Below are 24913 nucleotides of genomic sequence, written 5' to 3'. Positions count from 1 at the left end.
CTTCCACTAATTCGGCAATGCCGAGATGTATCGAATGGCGGGCGTAACGGCCCGCTACGACCCGCGCACTAGGCGGCGCGGATCAATGCGCGAGCCGAATTACTCGGCACCGCCCTGCTCGGCCTGCTTGGCGCGAAGAGCGTCCACGGTGCGGACGAGCTTCGACGGCAGCGCCTGGAGGAGCGAGGCAGTCTGGGACTGCTTGCCCTTGAACGCGCCGGCCAGCTTGCTGAGCAGAACCTCGCGGGACTCGAGGTCCGCAAGCTTCTTGATCTCATCGGCGGACAGCGCCTTGCCATCAAGGACACCGCCCTTGATGATCAGGTTGGGGTTCTCCTTGGCGAAGTCACGAAGACCCTTGGCCGACTCCACCGGGTCACCGGTGATGAAGGCGGCACCCGTCGGACCAGTGAACTGGTCGTCGAGCGAGGTGATCCCGGCGTTGTTGGCCGCAATCTTGGTCAGCGTGTTCTTCACCACGGCGTACTGGGCGTTCTCACCGAGCGAACGGCGCAGCGTCTTGAGCTGGGCCACGGTGAGACCCCGGTACTCGGTCAGCACGACGGCGTTCGAGCTGCGGAACTTGTCCTCGAGCTCGGCTACGTCGGCAGCCTTGTTGGGCGTCGGCATAGTGCGTCAGCCTCCTTCCGGGTGATGAGGACCGCTCAAAAGGGGCCGCGACATGAAAAACGCCCCGGCGCAAGTGCACGGGGCGTAGCTCGACCGGAAGGAATCCGGGAACTTTCCACAGTCACCTGCGCGGGTCGTCCGCATGGAGCGGAACCTTCGGCCACCGCCCCTTCTTACGAAGGCACGGCAACGACCAGCGGTCTTTGGCTTCTGTGGAAGAGTACGTGACGGGTGGCGGATCGAGCAAATCCGGTCGTACGGGACCGTCAGGGCGCGTGGAGACCGGCTCTCAGGCGCCGCCGAGGCCGCCCGTGCCGCCCTCCTTGGCCAGGTCGCCCAGGCCCTTCAGCATCTCCAGCAGGTCCGTGGTCTCGCTCGCGGGCGGCGCGGTGACCTGGGCCTTGGTGCCGTAGTCCGAGTAGTGCGCGGAGGTGGTGACCTTGCCCTGGGGGCTGTTCATACCGACGTCCATCCGGACCGGGTAGCCGTCCGCGTTCACCCAGACCTCGGTGTCGTAGCCCTGGACCCCGGTCTTCTTCATGTTCTCCAGGAGCTGCGCGCGCTCCTTGGGGGTCAGGGTGTCGAGCATCTTGTTGTTCTTCATCATCTCGTCGATGGTGAGCGTGCCCTTGTAGTGCTCGGACGCGACCCCGTCGACCTTCTCGGCGCCCAGGTGCTTCAGGTTCGGCGAGTCGAGCAGCAGGGCGAGCTGCTGGGCCGGGTCCTGGTTCATGTTCTCCATGCCGGCGGTCATCTGCTTGACCAGCTGGCCCTGGCCGGCCTGCTTGGCCAGCGCCGTCAGGTCGAACTTGACCCAGCGCTTGCCGCCGAGCTGCTTGGCGGACTCGCCCATGGCGCTCATGTCCATGTACATGACGTTGTTGACCCAGAGCATGCGGGTCTTCTCGGCGGCGCCGCCGAGGCCCTTGGTCACCGAGGACGTCACCGTCAGGTCCATGGCGGTGGGGTTCCAGGCCATGACGCCGCTGGTCTCGGTGGTGCCCGCGTCCTTCCCCAGGGCGGCCGGGGCCGTCATGGTCATCCGGACCTTCGCCGACTTGGCCGCGGCGGTCTTCTTGTACGCGGCCGCCAGCACCTGGGAGGCGGCGTCGCGGGACTGCGGCGCGGCAACGGCCTTCTTGGCGCCCGCGGCGCCGTCGGCCTTCTTGTCGTCGTCACCGCCGCAGCCCGCGGCGCCGGCCACCACCACGGCGGCCGTCGCCATCGACAGCGCCGCCCGCGTCCATCCGGACCTGCTCATGTTCCCCACCCCTTGCCACCCTGTGCCCTGAACCCCGCCGAAGCCCGCCGGGAGGGCCGATCATCTGCACCGTAACCCAAGGCTGTGACAGGTGGGACGGATTATGTCTGCTGTTGTGCGGGTTACGACGGCTGAGCGTTCGACTTGGACTTGATCAGGGTCGAGAAGTCCACCGTGTCGGAGGCGGCCGGGGCCTGGACGGAGACCTTGACGCCGTAGTCCCCGTAGAAGACGGTCGTGTTCATCTCGCCGTTCTTCGTCGCGGCGCGCTCGGTCTTCTTCACCAGCAGGTCGTCCTTGTCCACCCAGATGTCGACCGTGTCGGTGGTGATGCCGCTCTGGTTCATCTGGGTCTTGAAGGCGTCCAGCGTCTTCGCGTCCAGGCCCGAGCTGCGGTCCACCATCTTGGCCACGTCGACCGTGCCCGAGTAGTGCGTGGTCCGGACGCCTCGGACGTCCTCGGTGCCGACCTTCTTGACGTCGCCCGAGGCCAGCAGCGTCTTCACGCCCTGCTGGGGCGTCGCGTTCTGCATCTGGTCCTTCATGACGGCGCCGGCCGGGCCCATCAGCTTGGCCATGTCGTCGTACCCGTACCGGATCCAGTGCTTGCCGCCGAGGGTCTTGGCGAAGTTGGGGCCCATGTCCGCGTAGTACGCGTCGCGCAGATAGCGGGCGTCGATGCTGTCGCTGCCCAGCTGCTTCATCATCTGCGCCTGGCTGCCCTGGGTGTACTTCATCCGCATGGTGCCGGTCGTGCCGTCGCCCCAGGCCAGGCTGCCGTTGCCGGACATGCCCATGACGGCGCCCATCGACATCGTCATCTCGACCTTGGCGGAGCCCGCCCCGTCGGTCTTCTTCTGGACCGCCTGGAGGGCCGCGACCGGGCTGAAGTCCGAGCCGGCCTTGTGCTGCTCCTTGGCGGGCGCGCCCTTGCTGTCGCCGTCCGAGCCACCGCAGGCGGCCAGGCCCGCGAGCGCCGCGGCGACCGCGACCAGTGTGATTCCCGTACGCCGGACGGAGCTGGTGCTCATGCGTTCCCCCTCGAATGCTCATTCCCTTGCCACTCGACGGTAGCGCAGGGGTACGACAACACCCGGCCCGCCGGGGGCTGTTGAGGGCTGTTGGGACGCGGTTGCGACAAAAAAGCCGGGCCCCGCACCTCCGAAGAGGTGCGGGGCCCGGCTCTGGACTAGCCGCGAGCCGTCAGGCTCAGACCGCGGCCGGGTCCTCCTCGACGAGGAGGTTGCGGGTGCGGTTCTGGTCGACCGGGATGCCGGGGCCCATCGTGGTGGTGATGGTGGCCTTCTTGATGTACCGGCCCTTGGCGGCGGACGGCTTCAGACGGAGGATCTCCTCCAGAGCGGCGCCGTAGTTCTCCACCAGCTTGGCGTCGTCGAAGGACACCTTGCCGATGATGAAGTGCAGGTTCGAGTGCTTGTCGACGCGGAACTCGATCTTGCCGCCCTTGATCTCCTCGACCGCCTTGGCGACGTCGGGGGTGACCGTGCCGGTCTTCGGGTTCGGCATCAGACCACGCGGACCGAGCACGCGGCCGAGGCGGCCGACCTTGCCCATGAGGTCCGGGGTGGAGACGACGGCGTCGAAGTCCAGACGGCCCTTGGCGACCTCGTCGATGAGCTCGTCGGAGCCGACGATGTCGGCTCCCGCGGCACGCGCGGCCTCGGCACGGTCACCGGTCGCGAAGACCAGGACCCGGGCGGTCTTACCGGTGCCGTGCGGGAGGTTCACGGTGCCACGGACCATCTGGTCGGCCTTGCGCGGGTCGACACCCAGGCGGAAGGCGACCTCGACGGTGCCGTCGAACTTGGTCGCGGAGGTCTCCTTGGCGAGACGGACGGCCTCGAGCGGGGCGTAGAGCTTGTCCGCGTCGACCTTGGCGTCCGCAGCGCGGAGAGTCTTGCTGCGCTTCACTTCTGCTCCTGTATGTGGTTCAGGCATGGAGTCGTGGTGCGGACCAGCGCTTGGTCCTACCACTGGGTACTACGGGAGAAGGCTGATCAGCCCTCGACCGTGATGCCCATGGAACGGGCGGTGCCAGCGATGATCTTGGACGCGGCGTCCAGGTCGTTGGCGTTCAGGTCGGCGAGCTTCGTCGTGGCGATCTCGCGGACCTGGGCCTCGGTGATCTTCGCGACCTTGGTCTTGTGCGGCTCGCCGGAGCCCTTCTCCACACCCGCGGCCTTGAGGATCATCTTCGCGGCCGGCGGAGTCTTGGTGATGAAGGTGAAGGAGCGGTCCTCGTAGACCGTGATCTCCACCGGGATCACCCAGCCACGCTGCGACTCGGTCGCCGCGTTGTAGGCCTTGCAGAACTCCATGATGTTGACGCCGTGCTGGCCGAGCGCGGGGCCGACCGGCGGGGCCGGGTTCGCCGCACCGGCGTTGATCTGGAGCTTGATAAGCCCCGTGACCTTCTTCTTCTTGGGAGGCATTGCTCTCTCCGGGTCCTAGTGAGAGTGAACCGCCTGGCATCCGGTCATCCGGATGGAGGCATACCGCACAACGATAACGGGTATCCCTGTGCGGCTAAAAACCGAGCAGGTCAGACAGGCTTTGAAGAGCCCGTCTGACCTGTTCGGAAGACGTGTGGTCCGGAAGAACTAGTTCTTCTGGATCTGGTCGAAGCTCAGCTCGACCGGGGTCTCGCGGCCGAAGATCTCGACGAGGCCCTTGACCTTCTTCGAGTCGGCGTTGATCTCGTTGATCGTGGCCTGGAGCGTGGCGAACGGGCCGTCGGTGACGGTGACCGAGTCGCCGACCTCGAAGTCCAGCACCTGGACCTCGACCTTGCGGGCCGGAGCCGGCTTGCCCTCGGCCTCGGCGGCCTCGCGGGCGGCCTTCTCCTCGGCCTCCGGGGCGAGCATCTTGACGATCTCGTCCAGGGTCAGCGGGTACGGGTCGTAGGCGTTGCCCACGAAGCCGGTGACGCCCGGGGTGTTGCGGACGACGCCCCAGGACTCGTTCGTCAGATCCATGCGGACCAGAACGTAACCGGGCAGCTTGTTCTGCCGGACGTTCTTGCGCTCGCCGTTCTTGATCTGGACGATCTCTTCCTCGGGCACCTCGGCCTGGTAGATGAACTCCTCGACGTTCAGCGAGACGGCGCGCTGCTCCAGGTTGGCCTTCACGCGCTTCTCGTAGCCCGCGTAGGTGTGGATCACGTACCACTCGCCGGGCAGCCCGCGCAGCTCCTGGCGGAGCGCCTCGATCGGGTCGACGGGCGCGGCGGGCTCCTCGGGAGCCTCCGCGGCCTCTTCCGCCGCAGCGGACTCGTCGGCTTCGGCGTCCTCGTCCTCGGAGGTCTCGGACTCGGCGTCCAGCTCGTCGTCGTCCTCGACGGTCTCGTCGGTCTCGACGTGGAGCGCCGCCTGCTCGGCCGCCTCGCCCGCCTCGGCGTCGGCAGCCTCGACCTCGTCCGGGTCCACGGCGTCCGCCGCCTCGACGATGTCGAGCTGGTCCTCCACGGACTCCGCCGACTCGATGGCGTCGTTCAGGTTCGGGTCAGACACGTGGCTGCTTCTTCCTGGCTACAGATGGGTGGAACAAATGCGAAAAAGGCGCCGGGTGGGCGCCCTGTTACGCAGCGGATCAGCCGAAGACGTACTTGACGACGTGCTGGAATCCGGAGTCGATGACGGTCACGATGCCGATCATGATGACGACGAACACGATCACCACGGTGGTGTACGTCGACAGCTGGTTGCGGGTCGGCCAGACCACCTTGCGGAGCTCGGCGACGACCTGGCGGTAGAAGAGCGCGAGACGGCCCAGGGGGCCCTTCTTGCCGCGCTTGCCGCCCTTGCGGGCCTTCTTCTTGTCGTCCGAAGACGCAGCCGCCTCGTCCTGGGCATCAGGCATGTCGATGGAGCCCACGGCGTCCGTCACGCTTCTCACCTGATTCCGGGTCGTGGCCGTGCCGCGCCCGGTGGAGCCGCACGGCGGTGCATAGAAGTACGTACATGCGCACACACCCTGGCGAAGGTGTGTGTAGCAGGGCCGGAGGGACTTGAACCCCCAACCGCTGGTTTTGGAGACCAGTGCTCTACCAATTGAGCTACGACCCTTTGTGGTTCCCCCAACCTACCGCATCCGCCCGAGTGCACCGAGTGCCCGCAGTGGTCCGGTTGGTGGAGGCCAACGACAGGTGAGTGTACGTGGTTCCACGCCCGGCGTCGAACAGATACCTCCCGGCGCCCCCGCCCGGATGCGCCGAACGGCCTGTGCAACTGCCCCGTCCGGTCCATGAAACCGGTGTGCCCGGGGCGCGGCGGGTCTGGGACGATGGGCCGTATGAGCGCTGCAACTTCTCCGACCGAGCGCCGGGTGTCCGCGCGCATCGGCGCGATCTCCGAGTCCGCGACCCTCGCCGTCGACGCCAAGGCCAAGGCCCTCAAGGCCGCCGGGCGCCCGGTGATCGGCTTCGGCGCCGGTGAGCCCGACTTCCCGACCCCGGACTACATCGTCGACGCGGCGGCCGCCGCCTGCCGCGACCCGAAGTACCACCGCTACACGCCGGCCGGCGGCCTGCCCGAGCTGAAGAAGGCCATCGCCGAGAAGACCCTGCGCGACTCCGGCTACGAGGTCGACCCCTCGCAGATCCTGGTCACCAACGGCGGCAAGCAGGCGATCTACGAGGCGTTCGCGGCGATCCTGGACCCGGGCGACGAGGTCATCGTCCCGGCGCCGTACTGGACGACGTACCCGGAGTCGATCCGCCTGGCGGGCGGTGTCCCGGTCGAGGTCGTCGCCGACGAGACCACCGGCTACCGGGTCTCGGTCGAGCAGCTGGAGGCCGCTCGTACGGAGAAGACCAAGGTCGTCCTCTTCGTCTCCCCGTCCAACCCCACCGGCTCGGTCTACACCGAGGCCGAGACCGAGGCGATCGGCCGCTGGGCCGTCGAGCACGGCCTGTGGGTGCTGACCGACGAGATCTACGAGCACCTGGTCTACGGGGACGCGGTCTCCGTGTCGCTGCCGGCGCTCCTGCCCGAGCTGCGCGAGAAGTGCATCGTGGTCAACGGCGTCGCCAAGACGTACGCGATGACCGGCTGGCGCGTCGGGTGGATCGTCGGCCCCAAGGACGTCATCAAGGCCGCGACCAACCTCCAGTCGCACGCCACGTCCAATGTGGCCAACGTCTCCCAGGTGGCGGCGCTCGCCGCGGTCTCCGGCGACCTCGACGCGGTCGCCGAGATGCGCAGGGCCTTCGACCGCCGCCGCCAGACCATGGTGAAGATGCTCAGCGAGATCGACGGGGTCGTCTGCCCGACCCCCGAGGGCGCGTTCTACGCGTACCCGTCGGTGAAGGGCCTGCTCGGCAAGGAGATCCGCGGCAAGCGCCCGCAGAGCTCGGTCGAGCTCGCCGAGCTGATCCTGGAGGAGGCCGAGGTCGCGGTCGTCCCGGGCGAGGCCTTCGGCACCCCGGGCTATCTGCGCCTTTCCTACGCCCTGGGCGACGAGGACCTGGTCGAGGGCGTCTCGCGGATCCAGAAGCTGCTGGCGGAAGCGCGCGACTGAGGCGCTCCCCCTGTGGACGGGCCACCGGCTCACCTGAGCCGGTGGCCCGTTCCTGCGTTCGGGCAAGGTCCCGATCGGGGAAAGGGGCTGTCGGATGCCGTGGGCGTGCGGCAAGATCCTTCAATGGAGCACGTTCGCGATGTAACCGACCTGCCGAAGGCCCATCTGCACCTGCACTTCACGGGGTCGATGCGCCCCACGACCCTGCTGGAGCTCGCCGACAAGTACGGCGTGCACCTGCCGGACGCGCTGACCGGCGGTGAGCCGCCGAAGCTGCGGGCCACCGACGAGCGCGGCTGGTTCCGCTTCCAGCGCCTGTACGACATCGCGCGCTCCTGTCTGCGCGCCCCCGAGGACATCCAGCGGCTGGTGCGCGAGGCCGCCGAGGAGGACGTACGGGACGGCTCGGGCTGGCTGGAGATCCAGGTCGACCCCACCTCGTACGCGCCGATGCTGGGCGGGCTCATCCCGGCCCTGGAGATCATCCTGGACGCGGTGGAGTCGGCCGCGCGCGAGACCGGGCTCGGGATGCGGGTGCTGGTCGCGGCGAACCGGATGAAGCACCCGCTGGACGCCCGCACTCTCGCCCGGCTCGCCGTGCGGTACGCGGACCGGGGCGTGGTCGGCTTCGGCCTCTCCAACGACGAGCGCCGGGGCATGGCCCGGGACTTCGACCGCGCCTTCGCGATCGCCCGGGAGGGCGGACTGCTGGCCGCGCCGCACGGCGGCGAGCTGACCGGCCCCTCGTCGGTGCGCGACTGCCTGGACGACCTGCACGCCACCCGGATCGGCCACGGGGTGCGCGCCGCCGAGGATCCGCGGCTGCTCAAACGGCTCGCCGAGCGCGGCATCACCTGCGAGGTCTGCCCCGCCTCCAACGTCGCCCTGGGCGTCTACGAGAAGCCCGAGGACGTGCCGCTGCGCACCCTGTACGAGGCCGGGGTGCCGCTGGCGCTGGGCGCCGACGACCCGCTCCTGTTCGGCTCCCGGCTGGCCGCGCAGTACGAGATCGCCCGCCGCCACCACGGCTTCACCGACGCCGAACTGGCAGAGCTGGCCCGGCAGTCGATCAGGGGCTCGGCGGCTCCGGAGCCGGTGAAGTCGCAGTTGCTCACCGGAGTGGATTCCTGGCTGGCCTCCTGACTCCTCGGGCACCCTGGGCGGAGCAATGACCTATCCGCCAGGGGAGGGTGACGCAGATGAAGCTCACGGTTTTCGGTGCGACGGGCCGGATCGGCTCCGAGGTGGTCCGCCAGGCGCTGGCCGCCGGACACCGGGTGACGGCGGTGGTACGGGACCCGGGACGGTTCGCGGTGACGGGCCCGGGCCTGGACGTGGTCCGGGGTGATCTCCACGACCCGGAGTCGCTGCGCCCGGCGGTGGCGGGCCGGGACGCGGTGCTCTCCGGGCTCGGCGCGAACCGGCGGGCGGACGCGGCGGCGGGCATCACCCAGCGGCTGACCGGCTCGATCGTGAAGGCGATGGACGCGGAGGGCACCCGCCGTCTGCTGGTGGTCAGCGCGGGCCCGGTGGGCCCGGAGGCGCCCGACGACCCGTTCTTCGACCGCCTCACGCTGACGATCGTCACGCGTGTCCTCAAGGACGTCTACGAGGACCTGCGCCGTACGGAGGCCGAGCTGGCCGCCTCGGCCCTGGACTGGACGGCGGTACGCCCGGTCCGCCTGGTCAACAAGCCGAGGACCGGCGTCTACCGCACGGCCGTGGGGGCGACCCCGCGCGCGGCGCGCACGATCGGGCGGGCGGACGTGGCGGACGCGATGCTGGGAATGATCACGAACCAGGCAACGGTGAAACAGGGGGTCTGCGTGGCGTACTGACCCCTGCCCGCCCCGCTCAGATCTCGGCGTTGACGGTCACCGGCTCGTTGACGAGGGTCACCCCGAAGGCCTGCTCCACTCCGGCGACGACCTCGCGGGCGAGCGCGAGCAGGTCCTCGGTGGTGGCGCCGCCGCGGTTGGTCAGGGCGAGGGTGTGCTTGGTGGAGATCCGGGCGGGCCCGGACCCGTACCCCTTGGTGAACCCGGCCTTGTCGATGAGCCAGGCGGCGGAGGTCTTGGTGAGCCCGCCACCGAGCTGCCAGGCGGGCGGGACGACGTCGGCGCCGAGCCGCGCGGCGACCTTGCCGAGGAACGCCTCGTACTCCCGCTCCCCCAGGATCGGGTTGGTGAAGAAGGACCCGGCGGACCAGGTGTCGTGGTCCTCGGCGTCCAGGACCATGCCCTTGCCGGCGCGCAGCCGCAGCACGGTCTCGCAGGCGGTGGCGGCGGGGACGCGGTCGCCGGGCTCGACGCCGAGGGCGCGGGCGGTCTCGGCGTACTTGATGGGCGCGGAGAGCCCGCCGGCGTCCTCCAGCTCGAAGCGGACCCGCAGGACGACATAGCGGTCGGGGTGGGCCTTGAACCGGCTGTGGCGGTACGAGAAGTCGCACTCGTCGGCGGTGAGGACGACGGTGGCGCCCTCGGCCCGGTCGTACGCGACGACCTCGCGGATGGTGGAGGAGACCTCCTGGCCGTACGCGCCGACGTTCTGGATCGGGGTGGCTCCGGCGGACCCGGGGATCCCGGCCAGACACTCGATCCCGGCGAGCCCGGCCTCCACGGTCCGGGCGACGACGTCGCTCCAGACCTCCCCGGCGGCGACGTCGAGCCGGGTCCCGTCGAGCCGGAACCCCTTGGTGGCGATCCGCAGGGCGGTTCCGGCGAACCCCTTGTCCCCGATGACGAGGTTGCTCCCGCCCCCGATGACCAGCAGCGGCGTCCGCGCCGCGTCGGCCTCCCGCACGACGTCGACGACCTCGTCATCACTCTCCGCGACAACGAGCCGCTGGGCGGCCCCACCGAGCCGGAAGGTGGTGAGGGGGGCGAGGGGGGCGTCGAGTTCTACATACACGGGGTCCAGCCTACGGTCCCCACCGGGCCGGAGTGATGCCCGGCCTTTGTCCGCGGCTATGTGGTGGGTTGCTCGCGCAGTTCCCCGCGCCCCTGATCCGCCCGGCCCTTGCCTGCGGGCCGGTGGTGGGTTGCTCGCGCAGTTCCCCGCGCCCCTGATCCGCCCGGCCCTTGTCCGCGGGCCGGTGGTGGGTTGCTCGCGCAGTTCCCCGCGCCCCTGATCCGCCCGGCCCTTGTCTGCGGACCGGTGGCGGGTTGCTCGCGCAGTTCCCCGCGCCCCTACAGGGACGGGGCCTGCGGCCCCTGTCCCTCCCGCTCCTCGTACCCCGGAGGAGCCGTACCCCCTAGGGGCGCGGGGAACTGCGCGAGCAACCCACCACGACCCGCAGACGAGGACCGGGCACAAGAAGGGGCGCGGGGAACTGCGCGAGAAGAGGCCACCACCCGCAGACGAAGACCGGGCACAAGAAGGGGCGCGGGGAACTGCGCGACCAGCCACCCACGGTCCGCGGACGAGCGGGGTCCGGGGCGAAGCCCCCGGGAAACCCTCCTACCCGACCAGCGCATCCTCCCGAGCCGCCACGGGCTCGGGAGAAGCCGCCGCCACAGACACCCGCGGCAAGCACACGGCGCTGACGGCCGCCAGCGCCACCACCCCCGCCCCCACCCACAGCGCCGGCCGCAACCCGTCCACAAACGCGGCGGCCGACCCGTACCCGCCCTGCGCGGAGAACACCGCCGCCAGCACGGCGACCCCCAGCGCCCCGCCGACCTCCCGCAGCGCGTTGTTCGCCCCGGACGCGATCCCCTGCTCCGACGCCCGCACGCTCGACATCACCAGGTTCGCCGCCGGCGCGAAGTACAGCGCCATCCCGACCCCGCTGACCGCCAGCGCCGGCAGCTGCGCCGCGTACGACACGTCCGGCGCCAGGATGACGGCGAACCACGCCAGCCCGATCGCCTGGAGCGCCAGCCCCGCCGTCACCACCGGCCGGCCCCCGATCCGGTCGGACAGGATGCCCGCGACCGGCGCGACCAGCAGCGGCATCGCCGTCCACGGCAGCATCCGCAGCCCCGCCTCGGTGGGCGAGTAGCCGAGCACGCCCTGGAGGAACTGGCTGAGCAGGAAGATCGAGCCGAACATCCCCACGAACATCAGCAGACTGGCCAAGTTGATCGCCGCGAACGCCCGGCTCCGGAACAGCCGCATCGGCAGCACCGGCGCCGAGCTGACGGTCCCGTGCCACACGAACGCCCCCAGCAGAGCCGCCCCGGCCACCAGCCCCGTCAGCACGACCGGGCTGCTCCAGCCGTCGATGTTGCCCCGGATCAGGCTGTACACGATCCCGAAGAGCCCCAGGCTGGCCAGCACCGTGCCACGGATGTCGAGCCGCGCCCCGCTCCCGTACGACTCCGCCAGCCGCAGCCGCGCCAGCGGCAGCACGGCCACCCCGAGCGGAACGTTCAGCCAGAAGATCCACTGCCAGGAGAAGTGCTCGGTCAGCGCCCCGCCGATCAGCGGCCCACTGGCCACGGCGAGGCCGTTGACCGCGCCCCAGATCCCGTACGCCAGACCCCGCCTGGCCGCCGGCACGGCCGCCGTGAGCAGCGTGAGCGTCAGCGGCATCATGATCGCCGCCCCGACGCCCTGCACCGCCCGCGCCGCGACCAGCCCGTCGATCCCGGGCGCGAGCGCGGCGGCGGCGGAGGCGCCGGTGAAGATCGTCAGGCCGGTGAGGAAGAGCTTGCGGCGCCCGAACCGGTCCCCCAGCGCCGCCCCGAACATCAGCAGCACGGCGAAGGTGAGGGTGTACGCGCTCACCGTCCACTCCAGGTCGTCCAGCGCCCCGCCCAGGTCCTCGCGGATCGACGGCAGTGCGGTGGTGACGACGAGGTTGTCCAGCGCCGCCATGAATCCGGCGATGCTGGTGATCACCAGGGCCCACACCGCGCCCCCGCGCCGGCCGCCCTCGTCCCCGCCGTCCCGGCCGGGCCCGCGCTCCGGCCGCTCCGACAGCCGCTCGAACGACTGCCCCGACAGCCGCTCGGCCGACTGCCCCGTCTTCCCGGCCGTCTTCCCGGCCGTCTTCCCCGCCGTCTGCTCAGGTATCTGTTCAGGTGTCTGCTCGGACATCGCTTCCCGCTTCCCACTCCGGTTCGCCCGGAGCTCGGTTCCGGTTGTTAGTTATCAGTTACTAACTTTCGAGCCCATACGTATGCGCCGCACCGCGTCCGGCAGGGCCCCGGCGGCTACTTCTCCAGCCGCCCCTTGACCCGCGCGGAGGGATAGATCTCCTCCCACACGCGATGCTCGGGAGGGAACCCGATCGCCACCAGCGTGTTGATCAGCATCCCGTACGCCAGGAACGTCGTGGTGTCCTTGTAGCCCTCCAGCGGGATGCTGACCGCGTCCCAGAGCTCCATCCACTCCCGCCGCACGGCCTCGCCGAAGGTGTGGTCGCCCGCCGCCTCGGCCGCGGCGACCGCCACGTACACCTGCATCTGCATGAGCAGCCGCTCCGGCTCCTCCGCTATGACCTTCGTGTACGCGTTCGCCATCGCGTGCACCGCCTCCTCGCCGCGCAGCCCTTCCGAGGCCTCGACGAACATCCGGACGGTGTCCTCCATGCAGCGGTGCATCGCCGCGAGGAAGATGGCCGGCTTGTTGGGGAAGAGCCGGAACAGATACGGCTGCGACACGCCCACACGCTTGGCGATCGCCTCCGTGGACGTCCCGTAGTAGCCGCGGTGAGCGAACTCACTCATCGCCGCCCGTACGACGCTCTCGCGCCTCTCCTCCGCGCTCATCCTGACCATGGAGACAAAGTTAGTGGCCAATAACTAACTTCGCAACCCCTACGGGACGGCCGCCGGTTTCCGCCCCGGCGGCCGTCCCACGGCGGGCTCACGCCAGCGCGACCACCGCGCGCGACATCCCCAGCACCTTCTGGCCCGCGCTCATCGCCGTCAGATCGACCCGGACCGTCCTGGCCTCGTCGTCCAGCTTGGCCGCGACCTTGGCGCTGACCTCGACGAGCGCGCCCGTCTCGTCGTTCGGCACCACGACCGGCTTGGTGAAGCGCACCCCGTACTCGACGACCGCCGCCGGGTCGCCCACCCAGTCGGTGACCACCCGGATCGCCGCGGCCATGGTGAACATGCCGTGCGCGATGACGTCGGGCAGCCCGACCTCCTTGGCGAACTTCTCGTTCCAGTGGATCGGGTTGAAGTCGCCCGAGGCGCCCGCGTACTGCACGAGTGTGGCGCGACTCACGGGGAACGACTGCGCCGGCAGCTCGGTGCCGGTCTCGACGTCCTCGTAACGGATCTTGGCGCTCATCGTCACTCCCCCTCGGCCGCGCGGGCCACCAGCTTGGTGAAGGCGGTCACGACGTGCTCGCCCGCCTCGTCGTGGACCTCACCGCGGATGTCCAGGATGTCGTTGCCCGCGAGGGACTTGATCGCCTCGATGGTGGAGGTCACGGTGAGCCGGTCCCCCGCGCGCACCGGGCGCCGGTACGCGAACTTCTGGTCGCCGTGCACGACCCGGCTGTAGTCCAGGCCCAGCTGCGGGTCCTGGATCACCACGCCCGCCGCCTTGAAGGTGATGGCGAACACGAAGGTCGGCGGCGCGATCACATCGGGGTGCCCGAGCGCCTTGGCGGCCTCCGGGTCGGTGTACGCGGGGTTCTCGTCCCCCACGGCCTCGGCGAATTCGCGGATCTTCTCCCGGCCGACCTCGTACGGCGCGGTGGGCGGGTAGGTCCGCCCCACGAAGGACTGGTCGAGCGCCATGGGCTCACAACCTCCTGCTTGGTGATCTGCTGGTTGATCTGCGGAACAAGAACGGGACACGGCGACACGCGCGCGTACGGCGGCGTACGACGAGAGGCCGCTCCCCGGAAGGGAACGGCCTCTCGTACGAGCCTGAGTGCTAAACCCGTGGTTAGCGGGTCTCGCGGTGCGCGGTGTGCGAGTTGCAGCGCGGGCAGTGCTTCTTCATCTCAAGACGGTCCGGGTTGTTACGCCGGTTCTTCTTGGTGATGTAGTTCCGCTCCTTGCACTCCACGCAGGCCAGCGTGATCTTCGGGCGGACGTCGGTGGCAGCCACGTGAGTGCTCCTTGACGGACGGATAGACGGATGAACGCATAAAAGAGTAGCCGATCGGGAGACCGACCCCACAATCGGCTACTGGTGCTACTTGGAGTAGCGGTGACCGGACTTGAACCGGTGACACAGCGATTATGAGCCGCTTGCTCTACCGACTGAGCTACACCGCTTTGATGATCCGGTCCCCGCTTGTGGGCGGGGACCCTCTCACCAGAGCCCCAATACGGAATCGAACCGTAGACCTTCTCCTTACCATGGAGACGCTCTACCGACTGAGCTATTGGGGCGAGCGATGAAGACATTACACGGTCGGCCGCCGATCGCCCAAATCCGTTTCGCCGGCCCGCCACCCGGCCGTCCCGGAGCCGTCCGGCGCCGGTCGTGGGGCGGCTTCCCCAGGGGGCGCGTGAGGGTCCCGGGGCAGGTGGGACGCGATCCCGGACCGCACCCGCACACCCCGCCCCACCCGTCCCGTACGCCACTCGTGACCACACCGGTACGACTATTGCGCTCCTCCTCGATGCGCGCCGGGTGCGCCCCTAGGGTCTGTCCGGTGGATCTGGTCGGTCTCGGGCCCGCGTGCCGACGAGATCCGCCGGGCAGGCCCTAGGCTCGGGTCACGCTGCGTGATCTTGCCCTGAAGGCCCTGCGGGCCCCGAGGACCACCTGGAGCGCGATGTCCGACAGCCAGTCGCAGCCGGCCCACTCACCCGGCGCCGGGGACGGCCCCACCGAGGCCGCCGCCACGCTCCTGCTGTCCGGCGCCCGGCTCGCCGACGGCCGGACCGTGGACGTCCGGCTCGGCGGCGGCCGCATCGAGGCCGTCGGGACCGCGGGCAGCCTCGCCGCGCACTTCTCCAAGGTCGACCTGGCCGGCTTCCTGCTGCTCCCGGCGCCCGCCGAGCCGCACGCCCACAGCGACACGGCGCTCACCGCGTTCGGCCCCGAGGGCCCGGTCTCGTACGCGGCCGAGGACGTCCAGCGCCGTGCCACCGAGGCCGCCCTGCTCCAGCTGGGCCACGGCGCGACGGCGCTGCGCTCGCATGTGCGGATCGACGACGTACGGGGGCTGGAGCCGCTGGAGGCCGCCCTCCAGACCCGCCGCTCGCTGCGCGGACTCGCCGAGCTGAACGTGGTGGCGGTGCCCCGGCTGCTGACCGGTGTCGCGGGCGCGGACGGGCTGGCGATGCTGCGGGACGCGGTGAAGATGGGCGCGTCGGTGGTCGGCGGGTGTCCGGACCTCGACCCGGACCCGGCCGGCTACACGGAGGCCGTCCTGGAGATCGCCGCCGAGCACGGCTGCGCGGTCGACCTCCACACGGACGGCGACGACCCGGCGCGCCTCGCCCGGCTCGCGGCGATGGCGGCGGGGCTGCGCCCCGGGGTGGCGATCGGCCCGTGCGCGGGGCTGTCCCGGCTGCCCCGGGAGGCGGCGGCGCGGGCGGCGGACCAGCTCGCGGCGGCGGGCGTCGCGGTGGTCTGTCTGCCGCAGGGCGGCTGCGGCATGACCGAACGTCAGGGAACGGCCCGTCAGGGCATGGCTCCCGTACGGACGCTGAAGGCCGCCGGGGTACGGGTGGCGGCGGGCAGCGGCGCGCTGCGCGACCTCGCCAACCCGGTGGGCCGGGGCGACCCGTTGGAGGCCGCGTACCTGCTGGCCTCCCAGGCGGGCCTGCGCCCCGAGGACGCGTACGGCGCGGTGAGCACGGCCGCCCGGGAGGCGATGGGCCTGCCCGAGGTCCGGGTGGAGGCGGGCTTCCCGGCGGAGCTCCTGGCGGTCCGCGGCGAACGCATCGCGGGCGTGCTGTCCCTGGCGTACAGCCGTATCGCGATCCACCGGGGCCGGGTGGTGGCCCGGACGAGCGCGGTACGGGAGTACTGCGACTCGGCGGCGGCGGTCGCGCTGGATCTGCCTCGGCAGTCGCGGATGGACGGGGCGTAGGCGGGGTCGGGCGGGCGGGGTTTCCCCGGAGCACCCGAAGGGGCCCGCGGGGACGCGCCCGGCGGCGCACCGGCGTACGGTCGTGAGCATGCGCATTGTCATCGCAGGAGGCCATGGTCAGATCGCGCTGCGGCTCGAACGGCTGCTGTCGGCGCGCGGGGACGAGGTCGCGGGAGTCATCCGCAAGCCGGAGCAGGCGGACGACCTGCGGAAGGCGGGTGCCGAGCCGGTCGTACTCGACCTGGAGTCGGCGTCCGTCGAGGAGGTCGCGGCGGTCCTGGAGGGCGCCGACGCGGCGGTCTTCGCGGCGGGCGCGGGCCCGGGCAGCGACGCGTCCCGCAAGGAGACGGTGGACCGGGCGGCCGCGGTGCTCTTCGCCGACGCGGCGGAGCGGGCGGGCGTACGCCGCTATCTGGTCGTCTCCTCGATGGGCGCGGACCCGCGCCACGAGGGCGACGAGGTCTTCGACGCGTATCTGCGGGCCAAGGGCTCGGCCGACGAGGCGGTACGGGCCCGCCCGGGCCTGGACTGGACGATCCTGCGCCCCGGAATGCTCACGAACGACGCCGGCACGGGCCTGGTCACCCTGGCCGCGTCGACGGGCCGCGGCCCGATCCCCCGGGACGACGTGGCTGCGCTGCTGGCCGAACTACTCGACACCCCCGCGACGGCGGGCCTGACGCTGGAGGCGATCAGCGGGTCGGTGCCGGTGATGGTGGCGGTCAAGGGGGTTGCGGGGAACTGAGGAGGGCGGGTTCACCTGGCTCCCACGCTCCCGCCCGGGCGGGGCGGGCGGGGCGGGCGGGACGGGCCAGGCAAGCCGGACGGGCTAACGACGGATCCTGGTCTGCTGCTGGTACTCACCATTGACCCTGACGATTTCCTGGAACAGCTCCGGGAGATCGGAGAGATCGATATTCCTGGGGTTGGTGGCATAACTGATCAAGCCAAGCAGTCGGTGCAGGTTGTCGGCTTCTTGCTGCTGGCGCTCCCAGGCGGGATCGGCGGCCGACTTCCCGCCCTTGTGCGGAGCGGCGCGAAATCCCTCGTCGGCGGCGAGACAGTCCCGCAATGCCTGTGGCCATACGAGCCGCATGGGTTTTCCGTGGTCCTGCGGCCCCCGCTCCCGTGAGCCTTCCAGCGCGTTGAGTATGCGCGCCTCGTGCGACCGGTCGACGCGCGCCTGAAGCCCTTCGACGGAAGCGAGCCGGGCGGCCAGATCGCGGATCAACTTCCCATGGCGAAGCGCCCAATCCCGCTCCGCGCGCCGACTGCGCTGCTCGCGTACGGATTCCACCCGTTCGCTCTGCGTACGAGGAAGAGTGCCGTCGACACGCAGGGCGCGCGTGAGTTGGAGATGGCGGCGCTCCGCCGACTGACGGCCGCTCAGCTCCAGTGCGTCGGCAATGCGTTCCCAGGTGATCCTTTTCGTACGCGCCAGGGAGATCAACTGAAGCTCGTCGCTTTCCAGTTTGTCCCGGAGCATACGGATGACCATGAGCGTCGCCAGGACGTCGGTCTCCTCGACATCGGGCTGGATGATCCCGCGGGCCCGCTGGCAGATCCGGTCGTAGGCGCGGGCGACCTCCAGCAGCGTCGGCTCGGATCCCGAACTCCCGGGCCGGGAATGCCGCCTGACCCCGCCCGGGGACTCCAGCAGCCGCCCCCATGCCCGGTCCCGGTTGTATTCCGCTTCCGGATACTGCGCACGACGCGCGGCACGTGTCATCTTCATGACGACTCCCCCCGTCGTCTTTTGGACGACGTATTCGGCAGAGAGTCGTGTTCCGTCGCGCACAGTCGCGAGGTGTCCGACGGCCCTTCGATTGCCCCTTCGGACGCCGGGCCTTCCGCGTGCGGGACCATACGCGGCCGTCGACGCCACATGGACCGCAGCACCCCGACAGCCAATGCGGTGATCGCGAACATCACCTCGGCTATGTAGTGGGCACCGGCATCCTTGATGACAGAACTCAACATGACTGAATCAGCGCACGTCACAGACGCGCACTCGCCTCCTCACGGTGTGAGCGGAGCAGTAACTCGCCACGCCGGGTCGACGCATCGATGGCATAGGCCAGGTCCATACGGGCTCCTCGCGGCACGGAACGTCAGATTGCGGTTACAGCCCGACGTCGGGAGAAAGTCTGCCGCCCCGGAATCACGCGGACCGCCGCCACAGGACTCACCTCTCCAATCGCCACCCTTCACCATGGCCACATAAGGCACATTTCCCTAATACAAGACGCAAGAAGCCCCATCGAAATGTCGTCCGGGAGAGGCGGAGCAACGCATCGGGGCCGCCCTACTCCCCTGTAACCAGGGGTGGGGGCGGCGAAGCCGAAGCCGGACGGGGGCGACCTCTCTTCGCCCGGAGACCCACAGCCCCAGTGAGGCAGGTCACTCCCGGCCGAACTCGGCGAAGAACCCAGCCCCGAACAACGAGAAGACCCCCGCCGATCTACGTTTCCGCAGATCAACGGGGGTCTCACATCGCGTGGCGGCGCCAGGATTCGAACCTGGGTAGGCTAAGCCGACGGATTTACAGTCCGCTCCCATTGGCCACTCGGGCACACCGCCATGGGATGTCGCCGGTGGAAGACCCGCTTTCCGCGGTGCTCCCTGGCAACGACGTAAACGATACCTGATGACCGGGGGTGCTTCGCCACCCGGTTGATCAGCGCTTCGGCCGGGTCCGGGTGGCTAGGCTTTGGGGCAGCGGTTCGGCAGCCAGGCCGTACCCCCACGCACCCGATACAAGGAGCCACAGGACATGGCCGACTCCAGTTTCGACATCGTCTCGAAGGTCGAGCGGCAGGAGGTCGACAACGCCCTCAACCAGGCGGCGAAGGAGATCTCGCAGCGCTACGACTTCAAGAACGTGGGCGCGTCGATCTCTTGGTCCGGCGAGAAGATCCTGATGGAGGCCAACTCCGAGGACCGCGTCAACGCCATCCTCGACGTCTTCCAGACCAAGCTGGTCAAGCGCGGGATCTCGCTCAAGGCGCTGGACGCCGGCGAGCCGCAGCTCTCCGGCAAGGAGTACAAGATCTTCGCCTCCATCGAGGAGGGCATCTCGCAGGAGAACGCCAAGAAGGTCGCCAAGGTCATCCGCGACGAGGGCCCCAAGGGCGTCAAGGCGCAGGTCCAGGGCGAAGAGCTGCGGGTCTCCTCCAAGAGCCGGGACGACCTCCAGGCCGTTCAGGCCTTGCTCAAGGGCAAGGACTTCGACTTCGCGCTGCAGTTCGTGAACTACCGCTGACCCTCGGACGCACTGTCCGAATCCCGCCAGCGCGGGCCGGACGGGGGTCGCAGACTCGGTCTCGTACGCAGCACTCGTACGCGAGGAAAGGAACGCGCGATGACGGTCTACGCGACCCTCGACAGCCCGCTGGGCGAACTGCTTCTGGTCGGCGAGGAGTCTGCCACCGCGAAGGGCGGGACCGCGCTGGTCTCGCTCTCCATGCCCGGCCAGAAGGGCGCCGCCGCCGTCCGCGACGGCTGGCGGCGGGCGCCGGAGGCCTTCGAGGAGATCACCCGTCAGCTGCGGTCGTACTTCGGCGGCGAGCTGACCCGCTTCGAGATCGAGTACGCGCCCGGCACGGGCACCGCCTTCCAGCGGCAGGTCTGGGCCGAACTGGACGCCATCCCGTACGGGACCACCCTCTCGTACGGGGAGATCGCCCGCCGTATCGGCGCCTCCTCGGTGAAGGTGCGCGCGGTCGGCACCGCCATCGGCCGCAATCCCGCGCTGGTCGTACGCCCCTGCCACCGCGTCATCGGCTCCGACGGCACCCTGAAGGGCTACGCGGGCGGCCTGGAGCGCAAGGAGCACCTGCTGGGGCTGGAAGGGGCGCTGGTGGCGGCCTCCGGGAGCGCTGACGCTCTCGTCGGCCCTCACTAGCCCGGCCCGGCCCGATGAGTGACGCCCTGTTCCCCCGGCCACGCGCCGTCGTCGCCCCCGGCGCCGTGCACGTGCCGGGGTGGCTGTCGCCCGAACGGCAGCGGGAACTGGTGGCGGCCTGCCGGGAATGGGCGCGCGGGCCCGTTCCCATCCGGCACACCGTGCTGCCGGGCGGCGGTGTCATGTCCGTGCAAACCGTCTGCATCGGCTGGCACTGGCAGCCCTACCGGTACACCCGAACCGCCGACGACGTGAACGGCCGCCCCGTCGCTCCCTTCCCCGACTGGCTCGCCGCGCTCGGGCGCGCCGCGGTGGCCGACGCGTACGGCGACCCCGCCGCCGGGGGCCGCTACTCCCCCGACACCGCCCTGATCAACTTCTACGACGGCGACGCGCGCATGGGGATGCACCAGGACAAGGACGAGCGCTCCGGCGCGCCCGTGGTCTCCCTGAGCATCGGCGACAGCTGCCTCTTCCGCTTCGGCAACACCGAGGACCGGGGCCGCCCCTACACCGACGTCGAGCTGGCCTCGGGCGACCTCTTCGTCTTCGGCGGCGCCTCGCGCTTCGCCTTCCACGGCGTGCCCAAGGTCCTGCCCGGCACCGGCGACCCGACCACCACCGGCCTGGCCGGCGGCCGCCTCAACCTGACCCTCCGCGAGACGGGCCTCAAAGAAGGACGGGTCTCAAATGCTGACCGCCGGGCGGCGGACCGGTAGAGGGCGGACTGGTGGAGGGCTGGCCGGTAGAGGGCTGGCCGATGGAAGTCGGCCGGCGGAAAGTCAGCCTGGAGGAGGCGGCCTGTGGCAGGCCGGGCCTCGTCTCAGCGGCGGTCGCGCGAGTTGCCGAAGACTATGCGGTAGGCGATCAGCAGCACCAGCGAGCCGCCTATCGCCGCCGCCCAAGTGGCGCCGTCGTAGAAGTGGTTGGCGACCGGGCGGTCCAGCCAGCGCGCCGAGATCCAGCCGCCGACGAACGCACCCGCTATCCCGATGACCGTCGTGCCGATCAGACCGCCCGGGTCCCGCCCGGGGAGCAGGATCTTGGCTATCGCTCCGGCGAGCAGGCCGAGGATGATCCAGCTGACGATGCCCATGTCCTGAACCTGCCTTTCGTTCGGTGGCGACCCGTGTGAGGTCGCGTCTCATGTCGTGTTGTTCCGGAAGACGTACTCCGTTCCGGGCGTGGTTGCGCCGGTGGCTAGGGTGCGGCGCATGACACAGGAACTGCGCCGCAGCCTCGGCGTCTTCGACGCCGTGGTCATCGGGCTCGGCTCGATGGTCGGCGCCGGGATCTTCGCCGCGCTCGCCCCCGCGGCGAACGCCGCCGGGACCGGGCTGCTGGCCGCTCTGGCACTGGCCGCAGCCGTCGCGTACTGCAACGCCATGGCCTCGGCACGCCTCGCCGCCCGCTATCCCGCGTCCGGTGGCACCTATGTGTACGGGCGGGAGCGGCTCGGGCCGTTCTGGGGGTATCTGGCGGGCTGGGGGTTCGTCGTCGGCAAGACCTCCTCGTGTGCGGCGATGGCGCTGACCGTGGGCACCTATGTCTGGCCGGGGCAGGCCCACTTGGTGGCGGTCGTGGCGGTGGTGGCGCTGACCGCCGTGAACTACGGGGGTGTGCAGAAGTCGGCGTGGCTGACGCGGGCGATCGTGGCGCTGGTGCTCGCGGTCCTCGCGGCCGTCGTGGCGACCTGCCTGGGGTCGTCCGCCGCCGGGCGCCCGGACGTCGGGCTGTCCGAGGGCGGGGCGGGGCTGCTCCAGGCGGCGGGGCTGCTCTTCTTCGCGTTCGCCGGGTACGCCCGGATCGCCACCCTCGGTGAGGAGGTGCGTGATCCGGCCCGGACGATCCCTCGCGCTGTTCCCCTGGCGCTGGGCATCGCGCTGGTCGTCTATGTGTGTGTCGCGGTGGCTGTCCTTTCCGTACTGGGCGCGGACGGTCTGGGGCGGGCTACGGCCCCGCTCGCCGACGCGGTGCGGGCGGCGGGCGCGCCGGGGCTGGTGCCGGTGGTGCGGGCCGGGGCGACGGTGGCCGCGCTCGGGTCACTGGTCGCGCTGGTGCTCGGGGTCTCGCGCACGGTCCTCGCGATGGCCAGGGACGGCCATCTGCCGGGCACGCTGGCCGCCGTGCACCCCCGGTTCCAGGTGCCGCACCGGGCCGAGGTCGCGGTGGGTGCCGTGGTGGCGGTGCTGGCGGCCACGGCCGATCTGCGCGGGGCGATCGGCTTCTCGTCGTTCGGCGTACTCGTCTATTACGCGATCGCCAACGCGTCGGCGTGGACGCTCGGGCCGGGCCGAGGCGGGCGGCCGCTCGCGGCCTGCGGACTGGCCGGTTGCCTGCTGCTCGCCTTCGCCCTGCCGCCGTCGTCAGTACTGGCGGGCAGCGCGGTGCTGGCCGTGGGGGCGGTCGCGTACGCCGTGCGGGCCCGGCGGGAGTGAGCAGAAGCGAGAGGTCGTGGGAGTGGCGCCGACACCCGCGACCCGTCCCGTCCCGTGCCTCGCACGCTGAGCCACTGCCCCGCCGCGCCCGGCCTCATATTCGGCCGTGGAACCCCGCCGGGAAAGTCTGGGAAACCTTCTCGTTCTCGGTCATGGCTCCATGGTGGACCACACCGCTGACAATCGGGCCGCAGCTACCCTGACCTGCCCTTTTCCCTGTGGATAACTTTTTGCCGGGTGGCTCCCGGCAGGGAAATTTCCGGGCTCCCGGCTGTGGGCCACCGGCTACCGGCTACCGGCTACCGGCTACCGATAGAACGGCTGGTCCGTCGGCACGATCTGCTTGCCCAGGGGCAGCAGCGAGACCGGGATCAGCTTGAAGTTCGCGATGCCCAGCGGGATCCCGATGATCGTGATGCAGAGCAGGAAGCCCGTGACGATGTGGCCCAGCGCCAGCCACCAGCCCGCCAGGATCAGCCACAGCACATTGCCGATGCAGGAGGCGGCGCCCGCGTCCCGCCGTTCCACGACCGTGTACCCGAACGGCCAGAGCGCGTACAGGCCGATGCGGAAGGCCGCCAGGCCGAAGGGGATGCCGATGATCGTGATACAGAGCAGGACACCCGCGACCAGATAGCCCAGGAACATCCAGAAGCCGCACAGGACCAGCCAAATGACGTTCAGAATTGTCTTCACGGGCGGCGACCTGCCATCTGTTCGAGTCGGGCGATGCGCTCCGCCATCGGCGGATGTGTCGAGAACATCTTGGAGACACCCTGGCCCGGGCGGAAGGGGTTGGCGATCATCATGTGGCTCGCGGTCTCGATCCGCGGCTCCGGCGGCAGCGGCAGCTGTTTGGTGCCCGCGTCGAGCTTGCGCAGGGCGCTGGCCAGGGCCAGTGGGTCGCCGGTCAGCTGCGCGCCGGAGGCGTCCGCCTCGTACTCGCGCGAGCGGCTGATCGCCAGCTGGATGACGGACGCCGCGAGCGGCCCGAGGATCATGATCAGCAGCATGCCGACGATGCCCGGGCCCTCGTCGTCGTTGGACCGGCCCACCGGGATCAGCCAGGCGAAGTTCACCAGGAACATGATCACGGAGGCGAGGGCTCCGGCGACCGACGAGATCAGGATGTCCCGGTTGTAGACATGGCTGAGCTCATGGCCGATCACCCCGCGCAGCTCGCGCTCGTCGAGGATCTGCAGGATCCCCTCCGTGCAGCACACCGCCGCGTTGCGGGGGTTGCGGCCGGTCGCGAAGGCGTTCGGCGCCTGGGTCGGTGAGATGTACAGACGCGGCATGGGCTGGCGCGCGGCCGTCGACAGCTCGCGGACCATCCGATAAAGCGCCGGGGCCTCGAACTCGCTGACCGGGCGGGCGCGCATGGCCCGCAGGGCCAGCTTGTCGCTGTTCCAGTACGCGTAGGCATTGGTGCCCAGCGCCACGAGCAGCGCGACGATCAGCCCCATGCGCCCGAAGAAGCTGCCGATGACGATGATGAGCGCGGACAGTCCTCCGAGAAGGACGGCTGTCCTCAACCCGTTGTGCCGGCGGTGCACGGTACGCCCTCCAAATGGTGCGGCAGGGGAACCCATTGCCTGATGGTCCTTCCACTTTCCAGTGGACGCTCCCGTACTGGTCAACGCCAGACGAGGACCGCTGGTTCCCTTGTGCGCGCTGGAGGGCGCCCTACTCCGTACGGGTGGGTCAGCGCGGGGCGGGCAGTCCGGCGAGCTCCAGGGCCTTCGGGTCGGGCTCCAGCTCGCTGGTGCAGTGCGCGCACCGGGAGGCGATGCCCGGGACCTGGGTGTAGCAGCGCGGGCAGTCGCGCAGGGCGGCCTTGATGTCGACCGGCTTGTCGCGGTCGAACCGTGCCTGCACCTTCATCATCGGGACGACGACCAGGAAGTAGAGCACCGCGGCGGTGATCAGGAAGGCGATCGCCGCGCTGATGAACTTCCCGTAGGGGAACTCGACGCCCTCGACCTTGAACTTCGCCGCCGTGAAGTCGCCCGTCGAGCGGGTGGCGAGGCCGATGAGCGGGGTGATGAAGGCGGTGCTGAAGCCGGTGACGACAGCGGTGAACGCCGATCCGACGGCCAGACCGACGGCCATCGTCACTATGTTCCCGCGAAGGATGAAGTCCTTGAACCCGCTCAGCACTGCTCTCGCTCCTAGTGGTC

At 70.1% G+C, this 24913-nt stretch carries 27 protein-coding genes and 4 tRNA genes; 9 read left to right on the top strand and 22 right to left on the bottom strand.

Annotated elements, in window-relative coordinates:
* Positions 1-99: 99 nt before the first annotated feature.
* The 8 genes from rplJ to ABD236_RS18890 form a co-directional block, all read right to left on the bottom strand.
* Positions 100-630, bottom strand: a complete 531-nt coding sequence (gene rplJ / locus ABD236_RS18925; RefSeq protein WP_344074952.1) for a 50S ribosomal protein L10 — start codon at positions 628-630, stop codon at positions 100-102.
* Between the two features lie 289 nt (positions 631-919).
* Positions 920-1891, bottom strand: a complete 972-nt coding sequence (locus tag ABD236_RS18920; RefSeq protein ID WP_344074951.1) for an SCO4651 family lipoprotein — start codon at positions 1889-1891, stop codon at positions 920-922.
* Positions 1892-2013: 122 nt separating this feature from the next.
* Complete coding sequence (locus tag ABD236_RS18915) at positions 2014-2922, bottom strand: SCO4651 family lipoprotein (RefSeq protein ID WP_344074950.1); 909 nt, start codon at positions 2920-2922, stop codon at positions 2014-2016.
* A gap of 178 nt (positions 2923-3100) precedes the next feature.
* Positions 3101-3823 carry a 50S ribosomal protein L1 gene (rplA, locus tag ABD236_RS18910; protein ID WP_344074949.1) on the bottom strand — a complete coding sequence of 241 codons (723 nt, stop codon included), beginning with the start codon at positions 3821-3823 and terminating at the stop codon, positions 3101-3103.
* A gap of 86 nt (positions 3824-3909) precedes the next feature.
* On the bottom strand, positions 3910-4344 hold the full coding sequence (rplK, locus tag ABD236_RS18905) for a 50S ribosomal protein L11 (RefSeq protein WP_053731185.1): 435 nt from the start codon (positions 4342-4344) through the stop codon (positions 3910-3912).
* A 168-nt stretch (positions 4345-4512) separates the two neighbouring features.
* On the bottom strand, positions 4513-5421 hold the full coding sequence (gene nusG, locus ABD236_RS18900; protein ID WP_344074948.1) for a transcription termination/antitermination protein NusG: 909 nt from the start codon (positions 5419-5421) through the stop codon (positions 4513-4515).
* Between the two features lie 79 nt (positions 5422-5500).
* Complete coding sequence (secE, locus tag ABD236_RS18895) at positions 5501-5797, bottom strand: preprotein translocase subunit SecE (RefSeq protein WP_344074947.1); 297 nt, start codon at positions 5795-5797, stop codon at positions 5501-5503.
* Positions 5798-5903: 106 nt separating this feature from the next.
* A tRNA-Trp gene (locus ABD236_RS18890) sits at positions 5904-5976 on the bottom strand.
* A gap of 226 nt (positions 5977-6202) precedes the next feature.
* Here ABD236_RS18890 and ABD236_RS18885 point away from each other — a divergent pair.
* The 3 genes from ABD236_RS18885 (at position 6203) to ABD236_RS18875 (ending at position 9267) form a co-directional block, all read left to right on the top strand.
* Entirely contained in the window at positions 6203-7429 is a 1227-nt protein-coding gene (locus ABD236_RS18885) for a pyridoxal phosphate-dependent aminotransferase (protein ID WP_344074946.1), read from the top strand.
* Between the two features lie 123 nt (positions 7430-7552).
* Positions 7553-8572 (top strand): adenosine deaminase, encoded by a 1020-nt coding sequence (locus ABD236_RS18880; protein WP_344074945.1) that lies wholly within the window; start codon positions 7553-7555, stop codon positions 8570-8572.
* A gap of 56 nt (positions 8573-8628) precedes the next feature.
* Positions 8629-9267 (top strand): NAD(P)-dependent oxidoreductase, encoded by a 639-nt coding sequence (locus tag ABD236_RS18875; RefSeq protein WP_344074944.1) that lies wholly within the window; start codon positions 8629-8631, stop codon positions 9265-9267.
* A gap of 16 nt (positions 9268-9283) precedes the next feature.
* Here the strand turns inward: ABD236_RS18875 and ABD236_RS18870 are convergent, their stop codons facing one another.
* From ABD236_RS18870 to ABD236_RS18835, 8 genes are all read right to left on the bottom strand, one after another.
* The gene (locus ABD236_RS18870) at positions 9284-10339 is read right to left on the bottom strand and encodes a UDP-N-acetylmuramate dehydrogenase (protein WP_344074943.1); all 1056 of its coding nucleotides are present in this window, start codon (positions 10337-10339) and stop codon (positions 9284-9286) included.
* 549 nt (positions 10340-10888) lie between these two features.
* The gene (locus ABD236_RS18865) at positions 10889-12472 is read right to left on the bottom strand and encodes a DHA2 family efflux MFS transporter permease subunit (RefSeq protein ID WP_344074942.1); all 1584 of its coding nucleotides are present in this window, start codon (positions 12470-12472) and stop codon (positions 10889-10891) included.
* A gap of 116 nt (positions 12473-12588) precedes the next feature.
* Complete coding sequence (locus ABD236_RS18860) at positions 12589-13155, bottom strand: TetR/AcrR family transcriptional regulator (RefSeq protein ID WP_344074941.1); 567 nt, start codon at positions 13153-13155, stop codon at positions 12589-12591.
* 88 nt (positions 13156-13243) lie between these two features.
* The gene (locus tag ABD236_RS18855; RefSeq protein WP_329401264.1) at positions 13244-13678 is read right to left on the bottom strand and encodes a MaoC family dehydratase; all 435 of its coding nucleotides are present in this window, start codon (positions 13676-13678) and stop codon (positions 13244-13246) included.
* 2 nt (positions 13679-13680) lie between these two features.
* On the bottom strand, positions 13681-14133 hold the full coding sequence (locus tag ABD236_RS18850) for an FAS1-like dehydratase domain-containing protein (RefSeq protein WP_344074940.1): 453 nt from the start codon (positions 14131-14133) through the stop codon (positions 13681-13683).
* Positions 14134-14284: 151 nt separating this feature from the next.
* A complete protein-coding gene (rpmG, locus tag ABD236_RS18845; RefSeq protein ID WP_003956487.1) occupies positions 14285-14449 on the bottom strand; it encodes a 50S ribosomal protein L33 in 165 nt (54 codons plus the stop codon).
* Between the two features lie 97 nt (positions 14450-14546).
* A tRNA-Met gene (locus ABD236_RS18840) sits at positions 14547-14619 on the bottom strand.
* A gap of 44 nt (positions 14620-14663) precedes the next feature.
* Positions 14664-14736 (bottom strand) — tRNA-Thr (locus tag ABD236_RS18835).
* A 389-nt stretch (positions 14737-15125) separates the two neighbouring features.
* On the opposite strand from ABD236_RS18835, the gene ABD236_RS18830 reads away from it, so the two are divergent.
* Both ABD236_RS18830 and ABD236_RS18825 read left to right on the top strand, forming a co-directional pair.
* Positions 15126-16391 carry an amidohydrolase family protein gene (locus tag ABD236_RS18830; protein ID WP_344074939.1) on the top strand — a complete coding sequence of 422 codons (1266 nt, stop codon included), beginning with the start codon at positions 15126-15128 and terminating at the stop codon, positions 16389-16391.
* An 88-nt stretch (positions 16392-16479) separates the two neighbouring features.
* Positions 16480-17136, top strand: coding sequence for an SDR family oxidoreductase (locus tag ABD236_RS18825; RefSeq protein ID WP_344074938.1), 657 nt, complete (start codon positions 16480-16482; stop codon positions 17134-17136).
* Between the two features lie 84 nt (positions 17137-17220).
* Here the strand turns inward: ABD236_RS18825 and ABD236_RS18820 are convergent, their stop codons facing one another.
* Together ABD236_RS18820 and ABD236_RS18815 are read right to left on the bottom strand one after the other, a co-directional pair.
* Positions 17221-18126: a hypothetical protein gene (locus tag ABD236_RS18820; RefSeq protein ID WP_344074937.1), complete on the bottom strand. Its 906-nt coding sequence runs from the start codon at positions 18124-18126 to the stop codon at positions 17221-17223.
* A 763-nt stretch (positions 18127-18889) separates the two neighbouring features.
* Positions 18890-18971: transfer RNA gene (locus tag ABD236_RS18815), tRNA-Tyr, on the bottom strand.
* 193 nt (positions 18972-19164) lie between these two features.
* Here ABD236_RS18815 and ABD236_RS18810 point away from each other — a divergent pair.
* From ABD236_RS18810 to ABD236_RS18800, 3 genes are all read left to right on the top strand, one after another.
* Positions 19165-19653, top strand: coding sequence for a YajQ family cyclic di-GMP-binding protein (locus ABD236_RS18810; RefSeq protein ID WP_101389577.1), 489 nt, complete (start codon positions 19165-19167; stop codon positions 19651-19653).
* A 99-nt stretch (positions 19654-19752) separates the two neighbouring features.
* Positions 19753-20295 (top strand): methylated-DNA--[protein]-cysteine S-methyltransferase, encoded by a 543-nt coding sequence (locus tag ABD236_RS18805; protein WP_344074935.1) that lies wholly within the window; start codon positions 19753-19755, stop codon positions 20293-20295.
* A 14-nt stretch (positions 20296-20309) separates the two neighbouring features.
* Positions 20310-21014, top strand: a complete 705-nt coding sequence (locus ABD236_RS18800; RefSeq protein ID WP_344074934.1) for an alpha-ketoglutarate-dependent dioxygenase AlkB family protein — start codon at positions 20310-20312, stop codon at positions 21012-21014.
* A 104-nt stretch (positions 21015-21118) separates the two neighbouring features.
* Here the strand turns inward: ABD236_RS18800 and ABD236_RS18795 are convergent, their stop codons facing one another.
* Positions 21119-21391, bottom strand: coding sequence for a GlsB/YeaQ/YmgE family stress response membrane protein (locus ABD236_RS18795; RefSeq protein ID WP_344074932.1), 273 nt, complete (start codon positions 21389-21391; stop codon positions 21119-21121).
* A gap of 118 nt (positions 21392-21509) precedes the next feature.
* On the opposite strand from ABD236_RS18795, the gene ABD236_RS18790 reads away from it, so the two are divergent.
* A complete protein-coding gene (locus ABD236_RS18790) occupies positions 21510-22733 on the top strand; it encodes an APC family permease (protein ID WP_344074931.1) in 1224 nt (407 codons plus the stop codon).
* A gap of 306 nt (positions 22734-23039) precedes the next feature.
* Here the strand turns inward: ABD236_RS18790 and ABD236_RS18785 are convergent, their stop codons facing one another.
* From ABD236_RS18785 to ABD236_RS18775, 3 genes are all read right to left on the bottom strand, one after another.
* Positions 23040-23429: a YccF domain-containing protein gene (locus ABD236_RS18785; RefSeq protein ID WP_329401256.1), complete on the bottom strand. Its 390-nt coding sequence runs from the start codon at positions 23427-23429 to the stop codon at positions 23040-23042.
* Entirely contained in the window at positions 23426-24289 is an 864-nt protein-coding gene (gene htpX, locus ABD236_RS18780; protein WP_344074929.1) for a zinc metalloprotease HtpX, read from the bottom strand. Before htpX ends, ABD236_RS18785 begins: the two co-directional genes overlap by 4 nt.
* Before the next feature lie 148 nt (positions 24290-24437).
* Positions 24438-24893 carry a large conductance mechanosensitive channel protein MscL gene (locus ABD236_RS18775; RefSeq protein ID WP_344074928.1) on the bottom strand — a complete coding sequence of 152 codons (456 nt, stop codon included), beginning with the start codon at positions 24891-24893 and terminating at the stop codon, positions 24438-24440.
* Between the last annotated feature and the right edge of the window lie 20 nt (positions 24894-24913).

It is taken from the genome of Streptomyces crystallinus (assembly GCF_039521265.1).
Classification (GTDB): domain Bacteria; phylum Actinomycetota; class Actinomycetes; order Streptomycetales; family Streptomycetaceae; genus Streptomyces; species Streptomyces crystallinus.
Note: the sequence above shows the minus strand (reverse complement) of the source record. Positions and strands in the feature narration are given on the sequence as shown.

What these genes read in the sequence shown, in the direction of transcription:
- ABD236_RS18805 (WP_344074935.1), top strand. Translation starts at nt 19,753, where the DNA reads ATGACGGTCTACGCGACCCTCGACAGCCCGCTGGGCGAACTGCTTCTG.
- ABD236_RS18915 (WP_344074950.1), bottom strand. Translation starts at nt 2,922, where the DNA reads ATGAGCACCAGCTCCGTCCGGCGTACGGGAATCACACTGGTCGCGGTC.
- ABD236_RS18810 (WP_101389577.1), top strand. Translation starts at nt 19,165, where the DNA reads ATGGCCGACTCCAGTTTCGACATCGTCTCGAAGGTCGAGCGGCAGGAG.
- ABD236_RS18800 (WP_344074934.1), top strand. Translation starts at nt 20,310, where the DNA reads ATGAGTGACGCCCTGTTCCCCCGGCCACGCGCCGTCGTCGCCCCCGGC.
- ABD236_RS18875 (WP_344074944.1), top strand. Translation starts at nt 8,629, where the DNA reads ATGAAGCTCACGGTTTTCGGTGCGACGGGCCGGATCGGCTCCGAGGTG.
- ABD236_RS18865 (WP_344074942.1), bottom strand. Translation starts at nt 12,472, where the DNA reads ATGTCCGAGCAGACACCTGAACAGATACCTGAGCAGACGGCGGGGAAG.
- ABD236_RS18880 (WP_344074945.1), top strand. Translation starts at nt 7,553, where the DNA reads ATGGAGCACGTTCGCGATGTAACCGACCTGCCGAAGGCCCATCTGCAC.
- ABD236_RS18820 (WP_344074937.1), bottom strand. Translation starts at nt 18,126, where the DNA reads ATGAAGATGACACGTGCCGCGCGTCGTGCGCAGTATCCGGAAGCGGAA.
- rplJ (WP_344074952.1), bottom strand. Translation starts at nt 630, where the DNA reads ATGCCGACGCCCAACAAGGCTGCCGACGTAGCCGAGCTCGAGGACAAG.
- ABD236_RS18790 (WP_344074931.1), top strand. Translation starts at nt 21,510, where the DNA reads ATGACACAGGAACTGCGCCGCAGCCTCGGCGTCTTCGACGCCGTGGTC.
- ABD236_RS18885 (WP_344074946.1), top strand. Translation starts at nt 6,203, where the DNA reads ATGAGCGCTGCAACTTCTCCGACCGAGCGCCGGGTGTCCGCGCGCATC.
- ABD236_RS18860 (WP_344074941.1), bottom strand. Translation starts at nt 13,155, where the DNA reads ATGGTCAGGATGAGCGCGGAGGAGAGGCGCGAGAGCGTCGTACGGGCG.
- ABD236_RS18850 (WP_344074940.1), bottom strand. Translation starts at nt 14,133, where the DNA reads ATGGCGCTCGACCAGTCCTTCGTGGGGCGGACCTACCCGCCCACCGCG.
- ABD236_RS18830 (WP_344074939.1), top strand. Translation starts at nt 15,126, where the DNA reads ATGTCCGACAGCCAGTCGCAGCCGGCCCACTCACCCGGCGCCGGGGAC.
- ABD236_RS18855 (WP_329401264.1), bottom strand. Translation starts at nt 13,678, where the DNA reads ATGAGCGCCAAGATCCGTTACGAGGACGTCGAGACCGGCACCGAGCTG.
- rplK (WP_053731185.1), bottom strand. Translation starts at nt 4,344, where the DNA reads ATGCCTCCCAAGAAGAAGAAGGTCACGGGGCTTATCAAGCTCCAGATC.
- ABD236_RS18795 (WP_344074932.1), bottom strand. Translation starts at nt 21,391, where the DNA reads ATGGGCATCGTCAGCTGGATCATCCTCGGCCTGCTCGCCGGAGCGATA.
- ABD236_RS18920 (WP_344074951.1), bottom strand. Translation starts at nt 1,891, where the DNA reads ATGAGCAGGTCCGGATGGACGCGGGCGGCGCTGTCGATGGCGACGGCC.
- ABD236_RS18825 (WP_344074938.1), top strand. Translation starts at nt 16,480, where the DNA reads ATGCGCATTGTCATCGCAGGAGGCCATGGTCAGATCGCGCTGCGGCTC.